Annotated in this window: 18 protein-coding genes; 3 read left to right on the top strand and 15 right to left on the bottom strand. The window is 50.3% G+C overall.

Going from position 1 to position 18,957, the window contains the following annotated elements:
- Nucleotides 1-11: 11 nt before the first annotated feature.
- Nucleotides 12-2,699 carry a family 78 glycoside hydrolase catalytic domain gene (locus WFJ73_RS12265; protein ID WP_336773329.1) on the bottom strand — a complete coding sequence of 896 codons (2,688 nt, stop codon included), beginning with the start codon at nt 2,697-2,699 and terminating at the stop codon, nt 12-14.
- A 183-nt stretch (nt 2,700-2,882) separates the two neighbouring features.
- Between WFJ73_RS12265 and WFJ73_RS12260 the strand changes: the two genes are divergently transcribed.
- On the top strand, nt 2,883-3,758 hold the full coding sequence (locus WFJ73_RS12260) for an AraC family transcriptional regulator (protein WP_336773328.1): 876 nt from the start codon (nt 2,883-2,885) through the stop codon (nt 3,756-3,758).
- A gap of 41 nt (nt 3,759-3,799) precedes the next feature.
- On the opposite strand, the gene WFJ73_RS12255 is transcribed toward WFJ73_RS12260, so the two are convergent.
- The 3 genes from WFJ73_RS12255 to WFJ73_RS12245 all read right to left on the bottom strand — a co-directional run bounded on the left by WFJ73_RS12255 (nt 3,800) and on the right by WFJ73_RS12245 (nt 6,110).
- On the bottom strand, nt 3,800-4,120 hold the full coding sequence (locus WFJ73_RS12255) for a hypothetical protein (RefSeq protein WP_336773327.1): 321 nt from the start codon (nt 4,118-4,120) through the stop codon (nt 3,800-3,802).
- A 38-nt stretch (nt 4,121-4,158) separates the two neighbouring features.
- Complete coding sequence (locus WFJ73_RS12250) at nt 4,159-5,130, bottom strand: glycoside hydrolase family 43 protein (RefSeq protein WP_336773326.1); 972 nt, start codon at nt 5,128-5,130, stop codon at nt 4,159-4,161.
- Nucleotides 5,131-5,222: 92 nt separating this feature from the next.
- The gene (locus tag WFJ73_RS12245; RefSeq protein WP_336773325.1) at nt 5,223-6,110 is read right to left on the bottom strand and encodes an AraC family transcriptional regulator; all 888 of its coding nucleotides are present in this window, start codon (nt 6,108-6,110) and stop codon (nt 5,223-5,225) included.
- Nucleotides 6,111-6,238: 128 nt separating this feature from the next.
- On the opposite strand from WFJ73_RS12245, the gene WFJ73_RS12240 reads away from it, so the two are divergent.
- On the top strand, nt 6,239-7,018 hold the full coding sequence (locus tag WFJ73_RS12240; RefSeq protein WP_336773324.1) for a phytanoyl-CoA dioxygenase family protein: 780 nt from the start codon (nt 6,239-6,241) through the stop codon (nt 7,016-7,018).
- 51 nt (nt 7,019-7,069) lie between these two features.
- Here the strand turns inward: WFJ73_RS12240 and WFJ73_RS12235 are convergent, their stop codons facing one another.
- The 7 genes from WFJ73_RS12235 to WFJ73_RS12205 form a co-directional block, all read right to left on the bottom strand.
- Nucleotides 7,070-8,206: an NAD(P)/FAD-dependent oxidoreductase gene (locus WFJ73_RS12235; RefSeq protein ID WP_336773323.1), complete on the bottom strand. Its 1,137-nt coding sequence runs from the start codon at nt 8,204-8,206 to the stop codon at nt 7,070-7,072.
- Between the two features lie 80 nt (nt 8,207-8,286).
- On the bottom strand, nt 8,287-8,913 hold the full coding sequence (locus WFJ73_RS12230) for a class I SAM-dependent methyltransferase (protein WP_336773322.1): 627 nt from the start codon (nt 8,911-8,913) through the stop codon (nt 8,287-8,289).
- 12 nt (nt 8,914-8,925) lie between these two features.
- The gene (locus tag WFJ73_RS12225; RefSeq protein WP_336773321.1) at nt 8,926-9,951 is read right to left on the bottom strand and encodes an ion channel; all 1,026 of its coding nucleotides are present in this window, start codon (nt 9,949-9,951) and stop codon (nt 8,926-8,928) included.
- A gap of 72 nt (nt 9,952-10,023) precedes the next feature.
- Nucleotides 10,024-10,935, bottom strand: a complete 912-nt coding sequence (locus tag WFJ73_RS12220) for an NAD(P)/FAD-dependent oxidoreductase (RefSeq protein WP_336773320.1) — start codon at nt 10,933-10,935, stop codon at nt 10,024-10,026.
- Nucleotides 10,936-11,046: 111 nt separating this feature from the next.
- Nucleotides 11,047-11,430, bottom strand: a complete 384-nt coding sequence (locus WFJ73_RS12215) for an Rrf2 family transcriptional regulator (protein WP_336773319.1) — start codon at nt 11,428-11,430, stop codon at nt 11,047-11,049.
- A gap of 233 nt (nt 11,431-11,663) precedes the next feature.
- A complete protein-coding gene (locus WFJ73_RS12210; protein WP_336773318.1) occupies nt 11,664-12,269 on the bottom strand; it encodes a pentapeptide repeat-containing protein in 606 nt (201 codons plus the stop codon).
- Between the two features lie 137 nt (nt 12,270-12,406).
- A complete protein-coding gene (locus WFJ73_RS12205; protein WP_336773317.1) occupies nt 12,407-12,973 on the bottom strand; it encodes a TetR/AcrR family transcriptional regulator in 567 nt (188 codons plus the stop codon).
- A 268-nt stretch (nt 12,974-13,241) separates the two neighbouring features.
- Here WFJ73_RS12205 and WFJ73_RS12200 point away from each other — a divergent pair, with 268 nt between their 5' ends.
- A complete protein-coding gene (locus WFJ73_RS12200) occupies nt 13,242-14,990 on the top strand; it encodes a fibronectin type III domain-containing protein (RefSeq protein WP_336773316.1) in 1,749 nt (582 codons plus the stop codon).
- Between the two features lie 56 nt (nt 14,991-15,046).
- On the opposite strand, the gene WFJ73_RS12195 is transcribed toward WFJ73_RS12200, so the two are convergent.
- The 4 genes from WFJ73_RS12195 to WFJ73_RS12180 all read right to left on the bottom strand — a co-directional run bounded on the left by WFJ73_RS12195 (nt 15,047) and on the right by WFJ73_RS12180 (nt 18,924).
- Nucleotides 15,047-16,012 (bottom strand): acetylxylan esterase, encoded by a 966-nt coding sequence (locus tag WFJ73_RS12195; RefSeq protein ID WP_336773315.1) that lies wholly within the window; start codon nt 16,010-16,012, stop codon nt 15,047-15,049.
- A gap of 78 nt (nt 16,013-16,090) precedes the next feature.
- Nucleotides 16,091-16,624: a cysteine hydrolase family protein gene (locus tag WFJ73_RS12190; RefSeq protein ID WP_336773314.1), complete on the bottom strand. Its 534-nt coding sequence runs from the start codon at nt 16,622-16,624 to the stop codon at nt 16,091-16,093.
- Between the two features lie 62 nt (nt 16,625-16,686).
- A complete protein-coding gene (locus tag WFJ73_RS12185) occupies nt 16,687-17,451 on the bottom strand; it encodes a sulfite exporter TauE/SafE family protein (protein WP_336773313.1) in 765 nt (254 codons plus the stop codon).
- Nucleotides 17,452-17,454: 3 nt separating this feature from the next.
- Entirely contained in the window at nt 17,455-18,924 is a 1,470-nt protein-coding gene (locus tag WFJ73_RS12180; RefSeq protein WP_336773312.1) for a carboxylesterase/lipase family protein, read from the bottom strand.
- Between the last annotated feature and the right edge of the window lie 33 nt (nt 18,925-18,957).

The following is an 18,957-nucleotide window of genomic DNA, read 5'->3' as shown; positions in this document are numbered from 1 at the left end:
GGTTTTTTTTCTCAAACGGTTACTTTGGCTGCGGCATGAATACGGTAGATGCCTGACCCGAGGGAAAGCACTAGCAATCCGCCTTCCTCCCGGAAATCAATAACGCCAGGAGCCGAGCGAAGATCGTCGCCATTGACCGAGATGGCATCAGGCAACGCGCCTTGCAAACTCACTTCCGCCGTTGTGTTGGGAGGAAGCTCAAACTCGTAGCTCACAGCCCCGTCCACGCCTGAACTCCATCCGCTGCGGATCAATCCATAAACGGATTTATAAGAGGCTTTGGCGTAAGTAAGGCCGGAATCCGTGCGCGGACGGAAAATAATATGCTTATAGCCCGGCTGAGATTCGTCCAGATCAAGTCCGGCTACAACCCTGTACAGCCATTCCCCAATAGAGCCGTAAGCGTAATGGTTATAGGAGTTCATATCGTCGCTCCAGAAGGAGCCGTCGGCTTTAATGCCGTCCCAATGCTCCCAAATCGTTGTTGCCCCTTGGTGAATGGAATAAAGCCAGGACGGATAGTCCTCCTGCTGCACCAGCTTAACCGCCACATCGTGATAGCCGTTATCGGATAACACATGGCTCAGGTAAGGCGTCCCTACAAAGCCTGTCGTCAGATGGAACTTTTGCTCCGTTACGTAGTCTGCCAGCGTTTTGGCCAGTCGGTCACGCACCGAGCCTTTGACAAGTCCGAACATAAGCGGCAGAACGTGAGCGGTCTGCGTATGAGCGGCAAGCCTTCCGTTAGGCGTAAGGAATTCGCGCTCGAAGGCTGCTACAATCTGGTTGTACAGCTCGCGATAGTGCTCCGCATCGTCCGTGCGGCCGAGCACCTCGGCGGTTTTGACGAAGAGTTCCGTGGAATAGGCATAATAGCAGGTTGCGATCAGATCTCTAGGCGTTGCTCCGACATAATCCCCTTCTTTGGCGTCCAAGCCTAGCCAATCACCGAAGTGGAAGCCGGTATTCCAGAGATATTCGTCGCTGCCTTGCTTGCGAATGTACTCGACCCATGCCTTCATGCTGTCATATTGCTCTTCAAGCACGCGCTTATCTCCGTAACTGAGGTATACCGTCCATGGACAGATGACGGCGGCATCGCCCCAAGCTGCGGAAGAATGAGAGTTCTCGTCCAGCACATGCGGGATAACGAACGGCACTCCCCCGTCACTGCGCTGGTCTGCCTTCAGGTCGCGCAGCCATTTGGCGAAAAACGGTGCAACACCATAATTGAATGCAGCCGTACGGATGAAGACCTGAGCGTCTCCCGTCCAGCCAAGACGTTCATCGCGCTGCGGGCAGTCCGTCGGAACATCGAGGAAATTGCCGCGTTGTCCCCAGATAATATTTTGCTGAAGCTTGTTTAATAGAGGATGAGAGCACTCGAAAGCACCCGAAGCCTCCATATCCGTATGAAGGACATGCCCGGTGAACTGATCCAGGTTCAGCGCAACATCCTGCGGCCAGCCTTCAATTTTCACATAACGGAAGCCTTGGAACGAGAAATGCGGCTCGTATTCCTCTTCCCCGCCTTTGCAAATATAACGAACCGTCTGCTTCGCTTTGCGAAGATTGCCAATATAGAAGTTGCCTTCCCTGTCCAATACCTCGGCATGCTGGATCGACAGCTCCGTACCTGCCGGCAGCTCGATGCGGAAATGCAGGCGTCCGACCATGTTTTGACCCATATCCAGCACCGTTTCGCCGGAAGGGGTATGAATAAGAGCGATAGGCTTGAGCTTCTCGGTTATGCGGACAGGTTCGTTTTCCTGCATGACCAGGATATCATTCGATTGGGAAAGTTCCGTTACGCCAGTCCAGGCCTGATCATTGAAGTCTGGCTCCGACCAGCCCTGAATTTCCAACCGGGCATCATAGGTTTCGCCATGATACAGCTCCGACATGAGGATTGGACCGGTAGCCGCACGCCAAGACGTGTCGCTGACGACTACCTCCGACGTTCCATCGTCATAGTCGATATGAAGCTGAAGGAGCAACGCACGAATGTTGCCGTAAATGCTTTTCTGATTGTTCCAAGCCAAGTCGCCTTTGTACCATCCGTTCGCGAGATAAGCTCCGATTGCATTGCTCCCCGCCGCAAGCTGCTGCGTCACATCGTAGGCCTGTACTTGGAGTCTGCTGGAGTAACTCGTCCAGCCCGGCGTATATTCCCAATCGCCAACCCGCTTGCCGTTCAGCTCCAGTTCGTATAGTCCAAGCGAAGTCGCGTACAAGGTTGCGCGGCTGATGTTGCTGCGTGCCGCAAAGCTTTTGCGGAGCATAAAAATCTCTTCCGACTGCGGATCGATAGCCGTCGCATCTGGCGTAATCCAATCCGCTGTCCAATCAGCGGTGTGAAGAAGTCCCATTTCCCAAAAAGCAATCTCGCTCCATTCCGATTCGTTGCCTTTGTTATCCCATACCTTCACCCGGTAATAGTATCGGCTTCGCGCCTGCAGCGACTGCCCGCCGTATTCGATCAGCGTCGATTGCTCCGATTCCACGCGGCCGGTATCCCAGACCAGCTCCAGCTCATCAAACCCGTCCAATCCGCAGGATACCTGAATCTGATAAGCGAGCTGCATCACATGGACATCATCCGATTGAAGCTGCCAGCTGATACGCGGCGACGTAACTCCGAGTCCGATTGGATTATGCTGATATTCACAACGCAAATGGTTTACTTGCAACAAAGACATATACGAATTTCCCCTTCCGGCAATCTAGTATGCTAAGCAGCATCATTAACTTGATTGTATGGCAAGAGAGAACGAGATTCAGGGGATGATCCGGACATTTTCATAGGTGGATCTGGACATCTTGCAAACGGTTTCGTACGATAGAGACAGATCGTTTTAGTTACGTTGGAAGGAGTATGGACGATGAGCATTAAACGAAGCACCTATGTCATGTCGGCATCGTCTTTTTTCGAGCCCGGGGTGCCGCTCTATGTAAACCGAGCCTACGAAAGCTTTGACATGGATGAGCATTCGCATGAATTTGTCGAGATTACGTACGTCAGCGAAGGTGCCGGCGTTCATTATATTGCCGGCGAAGCCGTTCCGGTTGAGCATGGAACGTTGTTTTTTATCCCTGTCGGGCAAAGCCACGTATTCCGTCCGAAAACGCCTAAAAAAGACCGGCCTCTTATCGTCTACAACTGCTTGCTGCCGGCCTTTTATTTGAGTGAATTAAGGGATGGTTTCCCTTTTGCCACTGAGATTTTGGACTTTTTCAAGGATGAGGACTTGTCCTGGTTTTCAGTCAAAGACTCTACGGGGGAATATCATGCGATGTTCCGCGAGCTTTATCAAGAGTTTGCCGCCAAGCCGCCTGCTTATATGGCTGTGCTTACCTCGCTTGTAATTCGAATACTAACGGGACTCTATCGACATAAGCTGCAGATTATTGCCCCGGCCGGCGACCGGCCGCAATGGTTAAGCGTAGACGAAGCCATCACTTATATTGACTGTAATTATGCGTCCGAGCTTAAGCTTGGCGAGCTCGCTGCCCAAGCCAAGCTTAGCGAAAGGCAGTTCAGCCGATTGTTCCGCCGGCATACCGGCATGAGCCTGATCGAATACGTGCAGGGCATCCGCATGGATGCGGCTTGCCGTCTCTTGACCTCCGGTCATAGCAGCGTTGAAGATATCGCAGGTGCCGTCGGTTATGCGGACATGAAGTTCTTCTATCGTCTGTTCAAGAAAAAAACCGGGGTTACCCCCCGGCAGTATCGCGATGCTATGCTGAATAAGTAAGCTCCTGTTATTAAAGCGGCGGTTTTATAAGGATTGCCGCTTCAAATTTCTTTCCTCCTTAAAAGCTCATTATCAATTTCAGTCACTTCCGCATAGCCGATTAATCGGGATCCTTCCTGGAGGTTAATCATTTTCCCGATCCAAAGACTTTCCGGATACGCTTCTGGCGTTATAAAGGTAATTGTCCCCTTTACTGTCTCGCCTGGTTCAACGATATCGGTCTCATATTGGTGTATGCCTGTCGTCAAATAATCAGGTCTTACCAGATGGGCAGGCCGGTATCCCGAAGAAACCGGTCTATTTTTGCCGATGTTTCCATTCGCACGAAGAATTGTAATAAGAGCTTCTATATCAGCCATCATCTGCACACCTTTAATTCTATCAATTAATTGACGAATGCTTACTTAATCCGGAACGAATCCCCGTCATCCACCGCATCATACAGCTTGCAGCGGGAATCGGGCATCTTGAACGGAGAGTGAAGGATCAGCTTCCATTCCCCATCACACGTCTGGAAGAACATGCCATGCCCGCTGTCATCGAAAACAAGCGGCTCCAGCTGCTCCCATGGTCCTTCCAACTTGCCGGTTGTCGACCTTGCAATTGTCTGGACGTAGCTGCCTTTATCATAAGTCGACCATAACATGACGAGACGTTTTTCCTTAGTTCGGTACAACTGACAGCCGTCCGTCACATAGACGGAACTCGAACCGTCATCCTTATGCTCGCCATTATCCCACAGAGCTTCCGAGCCGTTAAATAAATGGATTGGATCCGATGCCCGGTCGGATAGATCATCGGTTAACCGCACCGCTTCAACGGTTCCGTCCGCCGTCTGCACCCACTCATGACAGTAGACCATCCAGGGCTTCCCTTCTTCGTCTATATACAAGGAGCCGTCAAGCGTCATATGCTCTTCAGGCGGAACCGGAGCATCCCGCTTGATGATCTCGAATGGCCCCTCCAAAGAATCGGATACGGCGATTACGGACCCGCGCCATTGAAGCGGATAACCGCCGTTCCCCCGTCCTTCCAGCTTCTTGTCGTTATTATGTAAAGTAACAAAGAGATAATATCGGCCTTTGTAAGCATGAACCTCCGGCGCCCACGCACCATGCTTCGGATTCGCCCAGATTCCGTCCGGAATCGTAAACACTACGTACGGACCTTCCCAGTTGACGAGATCCTTGCTTTTATAAGTAAGTACGCCATAACGGTCCATCCCATGAATTCTCGGGCCGCCGCCCGTATACAAATAATAGGTTTCCGTAGTCTTATCCGCTACTATAAACGGGTCATGTGCCGGTATATCGGCAAGCGAGTGACCAGTACTTGGGTTTGCAATGTCTGAAGCCGCGTTATACGCGTTCATATCAACAATCCCTTCCTATTGGTTGTAATCCCTATGAACAATTCTGTCTTGCACCGTCTATTCCTTTAACGGGACCCAAGTTTTCTCGAAATTTAGTCCAGATGCCGTTTCCTGTATTCGCCTGGCGGCATCCCCATCTGCTCCGTAAATACGTTCGTAAAATAATGAACGGATTGAAACCCGGAATCCGCCGCTATTTCCTTCAGCGAAGCAATAGAGGTTTTTAATAGAATCTCCGCATGCTTTAAACGCTCATTACGCAAATAAGTTAGGAACGTGTCTCCCCCGTCCATCTGAAACAAGCGGGATAGCTGCCTGGTCGACAGATTCATATAATCCGCAACCTCCTCAATCTTGAGCGGCCGGGAGAGATTATCTCTAATGTATTGCTTGGACTGACGAAGAACCGCATAACGGGTTGAATCCGTCGACCTAGCCGGGCTTGGAGCGGAGACATTGCCATCCTGACCAAACGGCTGGACCAGACTCGTAAGCAGGATGCCGGCCATCATGGTCAGATCCTCAATTTCGCTGTATGGCTGGCAAGAAGCATGATGATACAACCCAAGCCAATAATGGATAGACCTCGTATAATCCGCATTTTTAAATACCACATTGCCCGACTCCAGATTAGTACCATAGCGGAGGAAAGCTTCTTCGCGCGATCCCTCCGGATCAAGCTCGTAAGCCACATACATGAGCCCCATCCCGTTCTCGCTGCGAATCTGATGCCAGACACCGGGCCGGGATACGAACAACGTCCCCGCCTCAAGCCCGTAAACGGTATCCTCATCCTGGTATTCGCCTTCGCCCGACAACACGTAGCAGACTTCATAGTAAGAATGCTTATGGATGTGGTTGCTGTAATGCTGCGGTCGCAAGTCCCAGTAGTGGACCTTATAGGCAAGTCCGCTTGCCTTGCATTTCGTGAGCATTTCGTTTAAAAAACGGATGCCGTTTTCAATGGCCTCTATATTCATCTCGTCACATCCTGGCGTAAATTCTTAAAAGGATGGCTTTTTTAGCTAAATACATCTGATGCCAACAATCCTATAATCAGAGTATAAGTAATCGCTTACCAATCAATCAAGCAGAGGAGCGAATAAAATTGATTACTCAAAACGATGTAGAATTTTACAAAGAAAATGGTTACCTGTTGGTCCAAGGTTTATTCTCGCAGCAAGAGGTTGAAGACATGAGAAAGGCCATTGACGGCATACTGAACCGTGCCGCTCAATCCAAGTTTGATACCAACCATACCTGGCAAGGAGAATATCTCCCTCCGGAGCAGCTGAAGAAGCTTGTCTTGAAAGGCTTCCATGACGTGCAATACCATGATGCGGCATTCATGCGCGCGGCTATTCATCCGAATATGGCTGCTGTTTTGTCCCAATTGATTGGCCCTAACGTTCAACTGCACCATAGCAAAATGCTTGTTAAGCCGCCTGAAAACGGTGCAGCCTTCCCTCTGCATCAGGATGCGCCTTACTTCCCGCATGCAAGCCACACCATGCTGGCGGCAAGCGTTCACTTGGACGACGCCGATATGGAAAATGGCTGTCTCTGCGTTATTCCGGGCACGCATAAGAACGGCATGATGCCGCATGTCGGACGCCATTATCTCGACCACCGGGAATATCCGATCTCGATGGCGACGCCTTGCCCTGCAAAAGCCGGCGATGTTCTCTTCTTCAACTATTTGACGGTTCACGGCTCGGACGTTAACCGCAGTACCCGCAACCGCCGCAACGTTCTTTTCCAATACCGCGATCCGATGGATGTCCCAACTATAGACACGCATGTCAACTGGGGACAAGGCCTTATGATATGCGGCGAAAATCCGACCTACCGCGAATATCACGCGAACCATACTCTTCAAGCGAAATAATAATATAACGCAAAAAGGGCAGTCCCTCGGGCTGCCTTTCCTCTTTCCCCCCTATTCGGCGCTAGGCTCTCCCAACGCTTTACGCACCTCATAAAGTGCCGGATCGATTTCTAGTTCCATACCCAAAGCGAGCTTCGCAAGCTGGCTGCCGATAAACGGACCGGCCGTTAAGCCGGAAGCGCCTAATCCGTTGCCCGCCAGCAGATTATCCCAACCCGGAACGGCACCAAACACCGGCAGGAAATCTGCCGTAAACGGCCGGAAGCCCACGCGCATCTCCAGGAATGTACTGTTTGCAAGCTCCGGAGCAAGGGTTAAACCCTTATTTAATACCTCTTGCATACCTCCAGGCGTTACCCGCGTATCGTAACCGGAAATGTCATTTTCGTGAGTCGCTCCAATGACGATTCGCTGCTCGTCAAAGGCAAGAAGGTACTGATCCGTAGGCGGCATAATAACAGGCCAGCTGCCGGTCCGATCCTCTTTGTTATGCAGCTCCACATGCATGATTTGGGCTTTCTGATAACTGACTTGGAAATCCAGCCCAAGAGGCTGCAGCAAAGTCCCCGCCCAAGCTCCGGCGCATACGACAACCTTGTCTGCCACATAGAAGATCGAATCTATCGTTACGCCTATCACCCTGTTCGTCTCATAAGCAATCCTAGCGTCGCCGAAAATAAATTCCGCCCCGTTACGAATCGCCGACCGGATAAGCGCATCGCGAAGCGCCCGGCCGTCCACCCGCGCAGCTCCGCCAATATGAACGGAAGAATAGCCTTCCGCCAGCAGCGGGAACCGCACCCTTGTTGCGTTCTCGTCAAGCGAGGTTATACTGCCGATTTCAGGCGCGTCTTGCCGCTTGGCGTAAGCGCGCTCCGACATTTTTGCGATTTTATCCGGATCCGTATGTATGCTGAGGGCACCTACCCGGGCGTAGCCGGTATCGGTCTCCCCTTCTGCCTCCAATTCCGCAATTAACGCCGGGTAATAACGCGCTCCGCCTTTGACCAGCTCGTACCAGGCTTTATTCCGTCTTTGCGACAGCCATGGACAGATGATGCCGGCCGCGGCATCCGTAGCTTGTCCCTTGTCTTTGCGATCTATAATCAGAACCTCGGCGCCGGACTTTGCCAATTGGTAAGCCGTCGATGCGCCAAGAATTCCCGCTCCTATAACGATAACCTTCATAAATACACTCCTTCCACCTTATCTATTATAACGGTCTGCAAAATAAAAACGACAGCGAAGGCTGCCGTTCCGTACGTTAATTAACGTTTTTGACATTTTATCATCAGAAAATGGAAGGAAGGTTTATTCGGAGCGTGTTTGTTAGGCTCTTCAATTTCTAATATCTCGAACAATCCGTAATGCCCAAACTCTTGCCGAATCGAGTCAGTATCGTAAAAGAACATCTTGAGACCTTCCATGATCTCATAATAGTCCTTGTCCAGCTGTTTACCCTTTCCGAACATCGGAGCATCCTTGGATATCGTAGTGAAAACCATACAACCGCCCGGTTTCAACTGGTTGTAGCAATCCTTGATAAACTTTTCTCGCTCCCCACTACTCAACAAATGGATAAGCGCATAACTGTATACCCCGTCATATAGCTTGTTATCAAAAGGCATTTCCGCTACTGAACCATGAAAGATCGGAATGGGCAATCCGGCTTCTTTTGCCAGGTTAATGGCCGTTCCGGAAATCTCGATCCCCGTTACCTGTATGCCATTGTCCGTAAAAATCTTTGCGTTTCTTCCATACCCGATACCGGGTATTAAGATATCCTTCACGTTCTTTTCAAGAAAAAAATCCTTGGTCAGGATGGAAGAGTCGGAAGGTTCATAGCCCCACATCGTCTGATTCTCAACAAAGCTTGCTTCCCAAAATTCCGTCATTCCTCAATCTCCTTATAGCTCCTGGGTTGTCAGCAGCCTCCGGTATGTCTGCTCATCCGATACGACGAATAATCTGGCATCCTCGGGAATCGGATCATTTAGTTTACGGTTAATGCCAAGATCCCCCCGATCGGACAAGAGCGTTGCTCCATACTCCAATGCACCCCGGAAGGCATCCTTATAGGTTTTCCATTCCGGTCTCACGGGAATTTCATAAATATCGTCTCCCACTTCACGCCGGATTAACTGGTTTATAATTTCCGAGCTTCCTTGCTGAAGCGCAGCCCGGACAGCCAGCCTGGAGACGGCATCGTAGGACAGGACGAAATCATTGACATGTACATGCCGAAAATTTTTCGTATTCTTCTCCTGCGTTATCTCTACCGTTGTATGGATGGCGGGATGCAGCCGTTCAATGCTGGAAGCGATCAAGAGCGTCTTGCCGTCCGCAAGCGCCGGTTCGTCGATCCGCGTATCCGCAAATATAATAACGGCCTTCGCCTGTTTGAGCATCGCCTTCTCCAGTATTTCTTCAGAGGAAGGGTCTCCGCTAATAAAATGAATCTCGGGGCGGCCTGTAACGGGATGTTTATCGGATTCATCGATTACAACGATATGAGAGGCTGGCGAGAAGGACAAAATTTCTTCAATCGCATATTGGGCCTTCTTGCTCCAATTAATGAGGATGATGTGATCTTTCCCGTGAAAATTCAATTTCCCTGCCTCCCAATGTTTATATACCGTTGATAAGAGATCGATAATTTTGCCGATAACCAAGCTGAGCAAACCGATGCCGAACACGTAAATGAACAAAGTAAAAATTTTACCCCATACGGTTTTCGCGAAATAATCGCCGTACCCAACCGTCGCCATCGTGGTCATAACCCAATAAAGCGCGTTAAACCAAGTATGAAAGGTCGCTGGCTCAATGGCGTATGCAATGGTAGCGCTGCCGAATACAAAAGCGATGACCACGATGAAGATAGTTCGTTTGGGTACCCGCAACACCTTCATCATTGTCCTCAAAAAGAAAGGCAAAACGCAGTCCTCCTCCGGATTAATTGGTTATCGTTATCCCGAAAGTATTCGGCAAGGAGAACAAAAATCCCTTTACAGCTGCTTCCAATTCTCTTCCGTGAGATCCGCCATTACGGCCATAGCCGCCTTGCTGCCCGAAGCAGCGGCATAAATTAATTGGGAAGGCATCACATAAGCGGTATCCCCCGCGGCATATACGCCTTCAGCAGTCGTTTTTCCCATCTCATTCGTAATAATCGCTCCGGTGTCACTCGTCTCATATCCTAATGCCTCTCTAAAGTCGAGGTTTGGAATCTGAGCCGGATCAATAAAGCCCCCGCTTCGTTCAACCGAAGTACCATCAGCAAAATGAACCCGCTCCAGCATGCCGTTTGGGCCGGACAAAGACGAGATTGGCGTATCGATAACGGTAATGCCTCTGGCTGCAAGCTGCTCACGCTGTTCAGCATCCAGAGCTGCTGCCGTACCGTTCGTGCATACGATACAGTCGCGGCTCCAGTTCTGAAGCAACTTAACTTTATGGAAGGCATGCGGTTGATCCGAGATGATAACCAACGCTTGATCTCTTAACTCCCAACCGTCGCAGAAGGGGCAGGCGAACAAGCTTTTCCCGTAATAATCATTGATGTCTTTAATCTCGGGCAGTTCCTCTCTTAGTCCTCCCGACAAGATGATTTTGCCCGCTTGTACCTCTTCTCCTGCCGAAGTGTCAATGACAAATCCATCTTTCGACCTCCGGATATCCGTTACCGCAATCTCCCAATGCTTAACCGTCGGATAACCAAGCACTTCCTCATACGCAATACGACGGAATTCCGCAGGTTTAACCCCGTCCCTCGTAATAAATCCATGGGAAGCATGCGTTACTCTATTCCTTGGCTGCGCGTTGTCGAATATGGCAACCGTTTTTCTTGCCCTGCCCAGCACAAGTGCTGCGTTTAGGCCAGCCGGCCCGCCTCCGATAATGGCAACATCGTATCTCATAAATGAATAAGCCTCCTTGTTAATGACTTTCATAGACTTTATAGACTCATAATGTCTGTAATTAAGATAAATAAAGGACATTGCCTCGATAAAAGCCAAGGCAATGCAGCTTTATTTCATCAAATCCGCAAGCTTCGTATTTCTCAAATGCTGATCCATGGCATCTTCAGCCGACAGCATCACCCGATGGATGCGGCATTCCGGATTCTCGCTGTGGCAGCATTCAAAGATCGAAGTGGTCCCTTCAATCGCTTGAATGACGTCCAGGAAAGAAATGTCTTCCTTCTTCCCTCTCGCACGGTAACCGCCATTTGCTCCGGAAGCCGACTCAATCAGCCCTGCTTTAACAAGCTTGGTCAGAATCTTCGAAAGGTACGTAGGTGATAAGCCTTGCTTATCCGCAAGCTGTTGAACCCCAACCGGTCGGTCCGGTGCAGCGGCAATGAGAAAGGCCATGGTGTGCAAGGCGTAGTTCGTCGCTTTTGAATATTTCATGATGATAAGCTCCTAATCACAGACTTCATGTGTCTATAATAGCTTCGATTAGAATGAACCGTCAAGCGGTTTTCTATTCGTCTGCAAACAAATTTTAAATTGTACTGAGCAAATAGCCCAAAGCAAATACGCTTAGCATGATGCCTACCATACTAAGCGTTAAGGCAATTACGAGCATTTTGGAAACGGTTGTTCTCTTCATCTCTACCTCTCCCCGGAAAAATCGGCCTGCCTTACTTTATCTTTGCCCCGTGCGACATCGCAAATAAGACGGTTTGCTCACGGTCCATTCGCAATCCGGCAACCGAGATGGATTTGAAGTCCACACCTTCCATCTTCGCCCCTCTTACATCGGTATCCTGCAGCTTCGCTTTGGCCAGCATGGCCATCGACAGATCAGAGTCCCGCAGATCGGCTTTCTCCAAGTTCGCGCCGGACATATCCGCCTCATGAAACTTGATTCCCCTCAGATCCTGCTTCACTAGCCGCGCATGACGAAGGTTGGTGTATGACCAATCTCCCATGATAATGCTGATCCCGTCCATCGTGGAGTTCGTGAAATCCGAGCCCGTCATCTTGCATGAGTCAAATTTTACGACAAACAGATTTGCCCCGTTAAAATTGCAATTCTCGAACGCGGATTCCTTATGAATCGAGCCGTTTAGCATAGCGCCGCGGAAATCGCATTCCACGAATCGGCAGTTTACGGAGCTCAGTTCTTCCAAAGATCCATTGGCGAACGAGCAGCGGACGAACGTACAGTTGATCAGCTCGCCGAATCTTAAATCTTGCGTGCCAAAATTAACGCTTGTATAGGTTTGATCATTATATTGGAACATTTTTCCCTCCCATGAAACGTTCATCGCTTCTTACTATAGCACACGGTTGTCAAGCCCCCGTAAGAACGCGGCGGAAAGTCAAGCGATTTATTTTTCTATGCGAAGTAAAATAAAAAAAACGCGTGCGCGGTTTCTTTTTAATGGGCTGGGGCTTGATACATCGTTTTGAAGATATAACTCAACTGCTCGCTCATATGCTCGGGCGTCTGGCTGAAGCCTTCTTCATTCCATTGAATTAGTAGTCCCATGATTGCATTTACCTGATAGGCAACAATAAACGAATTGCTCTGTCCGCTGAGCCCGGTGCTTTCAATGATAAGTGCCTTAATCTTCTCGAATAAGGAGTAGTAGTAGGAAATGGAAGATCTTTTGTCAAACACGATTTCATAGAAGGGCTGGTACTTCTTCACATGGTGGAAAATCCGGATGGTTCCAGGGTCGAGCATGCTGTGATTGAGTTCGCTCACATGCCGGTAAGGCTCGTAATAAGACTCCTCCAGATCCTTGAGCAAGTTATTCAGATGCTCGTCGAATAATGCGCCTACATCGTTGTAATGCAAATAAAAGGTTCCCCGATTGACGCCGGCCTCGCGACACAGCACGGAGACGGAGATGGACTCCAATGTCTGGTTTTTGAGCAAGGCAAGCAAAGCCTCGTGCAAAGCCCTCTTCGTCTTTATAATTCTTAGATCATTCTCGTTCATTATCCTACTACACCTCATGACTGTCGGTTTATCGCATTTTCCAGTCCTATTAGTATAGCATCATCTGAGCAGAAAAAAAGTTGCAAACCTAACGGATAATACACAATTTGTCAAATAAGAAGAGCTGACGCTAATACGGGGTAAGCATATCGCGTCACTCCGCGAATGAAATTGTATCCCGCGATCACAGATTTTTCCTCCTTGAGAGAAACCATTTGCCATTTAATAATAGTCCTGCAAGATAGTTCAGTTTGAATAGGAGGAATTAATGATGAAGAAGGCCTACCCTCATCACGCTTTCACCCGCAGACTACTATCCTTTGTTTTAGCCCTCGCCCTGCTGCTGACGTTTATTCCCACAGCGGCAACCGCGGCAGACCGGGGAACCTGGGCACCAAATGTGTCCTATGCCGTAAACGACACCGTTACATACAACGGCACGGCTTACAAATGCATTCAAAGCCACACTTCCCTCACAGGATGGGAACCGCCCGTTGTACCGGCTTTATGGAGCCCCGTGCAAGGCGGAGGCGGCGGAGACACTACCTCTCCAAGCGTACCAAGCAATGTCAGTGTTACGGCAACAACCTCATCCAGCATAACGATAGCGTGGAATGCATCAACCGATAACGTAGCTGTAACCGGCTACGATGTCTATCGCGGATCCGCGCTTGCAGGCAGCACGAACGGCAGCACTCTTACTTTTACTAATACGGGGCTTAATGCCAATACTTCTTACTCCTATACCGTAAAAGCAAAGGATGCAGCCGGTAACGTCTCGGCAGCCAGTACGGCGGTCAATGCCACAACTTCAGCCCCGGCATCCGACCAGACAGCCCCTTCCGCCCCTGCTAGCTTGCGTTCAACGGCAACAACTTCAAACAGCGTATCGCTTGCTTGGAATGCTTCCACCGATAACGTTGGCGTAACCGGCTATGATGTCTATAGAGGAACTACGCTCGCCCTTTCCGTAACAGGCACAACGGCTACGGTCACGGGACTTACCGCTTCTACGGCTTATAGCTTTACGGTCAAAGCAAAAGACGCAGCCGGCAATGTATCCGCCGCCAGCAATACGTTAAGCGTCACTACAAGTCCAGCGAATACGGGCGGCGGCAGTCTGCCGAAGCATACGTTGACCGGTTACTGGCAGAACTTCGTGAATGGCGCGACTAACGTAAAGCTTGGCGATGTGCCAAGCGAATACGATATTATCGTTGTCTCCTTTGCCGATATGGACCAAGCCAAACCTGGCGGAGTAACGTTCAGCGTGGATTCGGGCTTATCTTCGGCGTTAGGAGGTTATACTAACGCCAATCTTATTAGCGACATCAGCCAGAAGCATGCGCAAGGCAAAAAAGTCATTTTGTCCGTTGGCGGCGAGAAGGGTAATATTAACTTGAACAGCTCTTCGCCAAACGTAACTAACTTTGTAGACAGCATGTACGGTCTCATCACCCAGTTTGGTTTCGACGGCATCGATATCGACTTGGAGAACGGCATGAATGTAGCGAATCTTACCTCCGCAGTCCGTCAGCTTCAGCAAAAAGTAGGCTCCAGCTTTGTTCTGACCATGGCGCCGCAAACCATTGACATGCAAAATGCGAATACCTCTTATATGCAGCTTTATAATAACCTGAAGGATATCACTTCGGTCATTAATGTTCAGTACTATAACTCCGGCTGCATGCTGGGCCGTGACGGCAAATGTTATTCCCAAGGCACCGTTGATTTCCTGACCGCCCTTTCCGACCTTACGCTGCAATGGGTTGTTCCATCGCAGCTAGGTATTGGCGTACCGGCTACGACATCGGCGGCAGGCGGCGGTTACGTCGCTCCCGCGGTTGTGAACCAGGCGGTTAAATGTCTGGCTACCGGAAGCGATTGCGGCACGTATAAGCCGGTTGCGAAATATCCGGATTTCCGCGGCGCGATGACCTGGTCGATTAACTGGGACGCATCAAGCAGTTATTTATTGGCCAGAACCGTGAAGCCGTATCTCGCGACTTTGCCATAAACAAAAAGGAGCTTATGCCAACAATATCGTTGGTCATAAGCTCCTTTTGTTTTTCCTTATTCAAACCATTCGCTGAAATGCTCGGCTAGATAGGCCAGTTTTACTTCGGTCTGCCTGCCGCCTCCGCCTTCATGCCCGTTAAACGGATAAATGACGATCTCTTTCTCCGTTTGAATGCGATTGTAGGTGGCAAAATACATTTGGGCCGGGCAAGTCTCGTCCTTAAGCGCAACCGAGGCAAGCACCGGGCAAGCAATCCGGTGGGCCAGATTCATCGTATCGAAATAGCTTAAGTTGTCCATGACGAGATCGGTTTGTTCCGGATGACGCTTCAAATATTCGGCAACCGCCCCAAACGCCCCATGATTTCCTTCAATGCGGGCTATCAGATTGCTGTTGCTCGGAACATCCACCATAGCCAGCTTCGGACGGTTATCCAGCGCAACGACCGCCATACCTAACGCTCCGCCTTGACTTCCGCCTTCGATGATAATTTTGTCGGCATCAATATCCGCCTGCGCGCATGCAAAATCGATGGCTTTCAGACAGTCCATATAAGCATACCGGTAATAATATTCCCATTTGTTATGTACGCCTTTGCTGGCGACATTCGAGAGGAAGCCATGCGTATAGCTCGCGCCGTTGCCCGTTGGGCCTCCCTGGTCCCGGCAATCCACCGCAAGAACAGCCATGCCCATCATCACCCAATGCATATGGCCGGCAGGCTCTCCCCGGCTTCCCGAGAAGCCATGGTAATGGATAAGGCACGGATATTTTTCTTGCTTCAGAAAGGCGGGGACAATTAGCCAGCCGCGGATTCTTGTCTCATCCAAGCCGTTAAACGAGATATCGTAAACCTTAACATGCTTGCTGGAATAAGGAATCTCGGTTCGTTCCGGCTCAAGCGGCACAGACTTCGCGTGTTCAATCGTAGCGCTCCAGAACGAATCCAGGTCATCCTTGCCCGTTAATGGAGGAAGGTATTGATATAAGTCCTTGGTTACTTCTTCGATATAACCCATCTGTTCGGCAGACTCCTTCGTTATTCGTGTGATTAATAATTAACTCCATTAATTAAATTCAACCTATAATTAATGGAGTTAATTAAATTCAACCTCTGATGCTTCAAGGAGATTGACCCGTTCGGCAAATGACTGGTTGTACTCGTTAATGATCTGTTCCGCGCTGCGGGAGTCTTGTCCGTATGTGCTATGTGCATCCTTCACTACCGTAACCTCATAACCCAGCTCAACTGCCCGCCGACAGGTCGCGTCAATGCAGCAGTCCGTCTGCAGACCGGACAGGACCAGCTTTTTAATCCCTCTGCCGGCCAGCTCATCCTGAAGATTAGTCTCGTGGAAAGAATCAGGCACGTACTTCTGAATGATAAGATCTTGAGGGGCCGGCGCGATGGCAGAATGAATCTCCCATCCCGGAGTATGAGTCTCCAGCGGAGTTCCCTTTTCCTCATTATGCTGCACATAGATAACCGGAATCTGACTTTCCCGCGCTTTGGCGAGGAGCAGGTTAATACGGTTTAACAGCTTTTCATCTTCGTGGATGGGGTACTCTTCCAGAAACATGCCGTTCTGAACATCAATAACCATTAACGCAGTATCCTTGCTCACTTCCATTCAGCCTCCTTCAATCGCATTAGGATAGTAAGGAGTTCGCTGTTAAGCATCGGGTATCCTTTTTAAAGGAGCAAAATCGTAGCGCCAAGCATCGGCGTCAACACCATGCAGGTTTTGAGCATAACCGCCGGCACGCGCTTCGTAAATTTCGCGCCGATATAAGAGCCAAGCATCGTACCGATCACAACGGCGATAAGCAATTGAATATCCAGATAGCCGACTGAGTAATATCCGGCTCCTCCCGCTAATGCGATAGGCATGATAACGAGCATAGTCGTTCCTGCCGCGAAACGCATGGACATGCCAAGAATCAGCATAAGTCCAAGCTGGATAAAAGGCGTAGAGCCAATTCCGAACAGTCCGGACAATGCCCCTGTAACTAAACCGATTGAGGCAGCAGACGCATAGAACTTCATGCCGATGGTTTGCATTGGAGCGGAGGAGCTTTTCCCGCCATTCTTAGCTTGATAGGCCATTCTGAACCATAGAGCCAGACCGGAGCTGAACAGCATACCCGAGGTCATCCAGCCTAACTTGTCCTCCGGAATAAAGGAAGACCAGCCCGAGCTGACCCAGGCGCCTACCGCGCCTGCCAGGCCAACAATGGCGCCGGTCTTCAGGATCATATTACCTTCGCGGTAATGGCTGACAGACCCGGATAACGAAGAAAAGAACATAGCCGCAAGAGCCGTGCCAAGCGCCGTATGAATCGGATAACCAAATGCAACCGTTAAGATCGCAATAATAAAGCCCGATCCCCCTGCCCCAACAAATCCAAGTAGTAGCCCTAGAAGCAGCATTGCAGCTGTCACTTCGACAAATATCATCTCTTACGTCCTCCAAACCTGATGCTGCACGGAAATCCCGATTGGCGGCGTTAAGTTCTCTTGAACAAAGCTATCCAGCTGAAGCATCATTACGGATTGATTAGGGCCGTACTCCGGCCATGCCGGCAGCTCAGGGGTATTCGGGTCACCGCAGCGGATGAACGCATTCCACCCTGCTCGCATGCCGGCAGCCAGGCCTGCGGCTTCATCCGCAATGAAATAAGGATCGTTTGCTTCATTGGAGAGATCACGCTTTGGGTTATCCGCAAAGTTAATCAAGCTTCCTTCGTAACCGTGAATGGCTCCTAGCCAACCTCCGTACGTTAGCCTGTACATCCATACCGGCGTACCCGAACCCGCAACCGCTTGCGCGAGCTGCATGCAGCCAATCGCATACAAATGCTCGGTCAACGCTTTGCTCCATGCCTTTTCCACGGGAATCGTCTCGGAATGGCGGAAGAAGGAATGCCATACCTCCTGCTGATTCTCGCCAAACAGTCTATTCAGCGTGTCTGCATTAGGCTTCTGCAAGCCCGGATCGTAAAAGATGAACGATGCCGCTTCGTCCTCGTTTGATCCGATCAAGAGCGGCGGCAGATTCTCTGCTTCTTTGAGATACCGGATGGGGTCAATAGGAATAAGAAGGCCGTCCGCCACGGGCCCAAACATATGCAGATTGCCGGCCGTGTCAGGTCCTACCTTCATCTGAGCCTGGATCAGCTGCTCAGCCGGCAGTTCGAGAAGCCGCTCCGCTTCCTCCGGCTTCAGCGCTAACGCATGAAGAAGCCGCCTTGCCGTTAAGGCGGCCGTCTTCTTGTCCCTTATGGATTGTGTCGCGCCGCTTTGGGCAACCGCCCGCTGGAACAGTCCTTCAGCAGCCTTCATCGTATACAAGGTTGCCGTACACTTGGCACCGGCGGAATTCCCCATCACGGTCACGCGGGCAGGATCTCCGCCAAAGGCAGCAATATTGGTCTGTACCCAACGCAGCGCCGCGATAATGTCCAGCATGCCGTTATTTCCGGATGTCGCGTATCTCTCGCCAAGACTCTCTTCCAAGGCAAGAAAACCTAATGCTCCAAGCCGGTAATTCAGCGAGACGAATACAAAGTCTTCTTCCGCGGCATAACGGCTGCCGTCGCAGTCCGCACCTTTCCCTCCCATAAATCCGCCGCCATGGATATAAACAAGAACAGGACGAAGCTGCTCCGCAGGACCGGTCGTCCAGACATTCAGATTCAGACAGTCCTCCGAATACGCAAGCTCCGGGAAAGTACGGTTAGGATCAACATTCTGATAGGCGATTGGCCCAAAAGAACCGCAGTCCCGAACTCCCTCCCATGCCGGAGGGGCATGAGGAGGCTTGAACCTCAGCTCTCCGACCGGAGCTTGCGCATACGGAATCCCTCTATATACATAACATCCGTTTAATTGAACGCCTTTTACCTGTCCAGATGACGTATGAATAATCACTAGAGCAATTCTCCCATCCGTATTGTGATGTGA

Origin of the sequence: Paenibacillus sp. MMO-58, from assembly GCF_037146255.1 — a bacterium.
Taxonomy (GTDB): domain Bacteria; phylum Bacillota; class Bacilli; order Paenibacillales; family Paenibacillaceae; genus Pristimantibacillus.
The sequence above is the reverse complement of the archived record's forward strand: the minus strand, read 5'-3'. Positions and strand labels throughout refer to the sequence as shown.

Excerpts from the sequence above, each read along its gene's own strand:
- WFJ73_RS12265 (WP_336773329.1), bottom strand. The coding sequence starts at position 2,699 with ATGTCTTTGTTGCAAGTAAACCATTTGCGTTGTGAATATCAGCATAAT.
- WFJ73_RS12260 (WP_336773328.1), top strand. The coding sequence starts at position 2,883 with ATGAGCATTAAACGAAGCACCTATGTCATGTCGGCATCGTCTTTTTTC.
- WFJ73_RS12255 (WP_336773327.1), bottom strand. The coding sequence starts at position 4,120 with ATGATGGCTGATATAGAAGCTCTTATTACAATTCTTCGTGCGAATGGA.
- WFJ73_RS12250 (WP_336773326.1), bottom strand. The coding sequence starts at position 5,130 with ATGAACGCGTATAACGCGGCTTCAGACATTGCAAACCCAAGTACTGGT.
- WFJ73_RS12245 (WP_336773325.1), bottom strand. The coding sequence starts at position 6,110 with ATGAATATAGAGGCCATTGAAAACGGCATCCGTTTTTTAAACGAAATG.
- WFJ73_RS12235 (WP_336773323.1), bottom strand. The coding sequence starts at position 8,206 with ATGAAGGTTATCGTTATAGGAGCGGGAATTCTTGGCGCATCGACGGCT.
- WFJ73_RS12230 (WP_336773322.1), bottom strand. The coding sequence starts at position 8,913 with ATGACGGAATTTTGGGAAGCAAGCTTTGTTGAGAATCAGACGATGTGG.
- WFJ73_RS12220 (WP_336773320.1), bottom strand. The coding sequence starts at position 10,935 with ATGAGATACGATGTTGCCATTATCGGAGGCGGGCCGGCTGGCCTAAAC.
- WFJ73_RS12215 (WP_336773319.1), bottom strand. The coding sequence starts at position 11,430 with ATGAAATATTCAAAAGCGACGAACTACGCCTTGCACACCATGGCCTTT.
- WFJ73_RS12210 (WP_336773318.1), bottom strand. The coding sequence starts at position 12,269 with ATGTTCCAATATAATGATCAAACCTATACAAGCGTTAATTTTGGCACG.
- WFJ73_RS12205 (WP_336773317.1), bottom strand. The coding sequence starts at position 12,973 with ATGAACGAGAATGATCTAAGAATTATAAAGACGAAGAGGGCTTTGCAC.
- WFJ73_RS12200 (WP_336773316.1), top strand. The coding sequence starts at position 13,242 with ATGATGAAGAAGGCCTACCCTCATCACGCTTTCACCCGCAGACTACTA.
- WFJ73_RS12195 (WP_336773315.1), bottom strand. The coding sequence starts at position 16,012 with ATGGGTTATATCGAAGAAGTAACCAAGGACTTATATCAATACCTTCCT.
- WFJ73_RS12190 (WP_336773314.1), bottom strand. The coding sequence starts at position 16,624 with ATGGAAGTGAGCAAGGATACTGCGTTAATGGTTATTGATGTTCAGAAC.
- WFJ73_RS12185 (WP_336773313.1), bottom strand. The coding sequence starts at position 17,451 with ATGATATTTGTCGAAGTGACAGCTGCAATGCTGCTTCTAGGGCTACTA.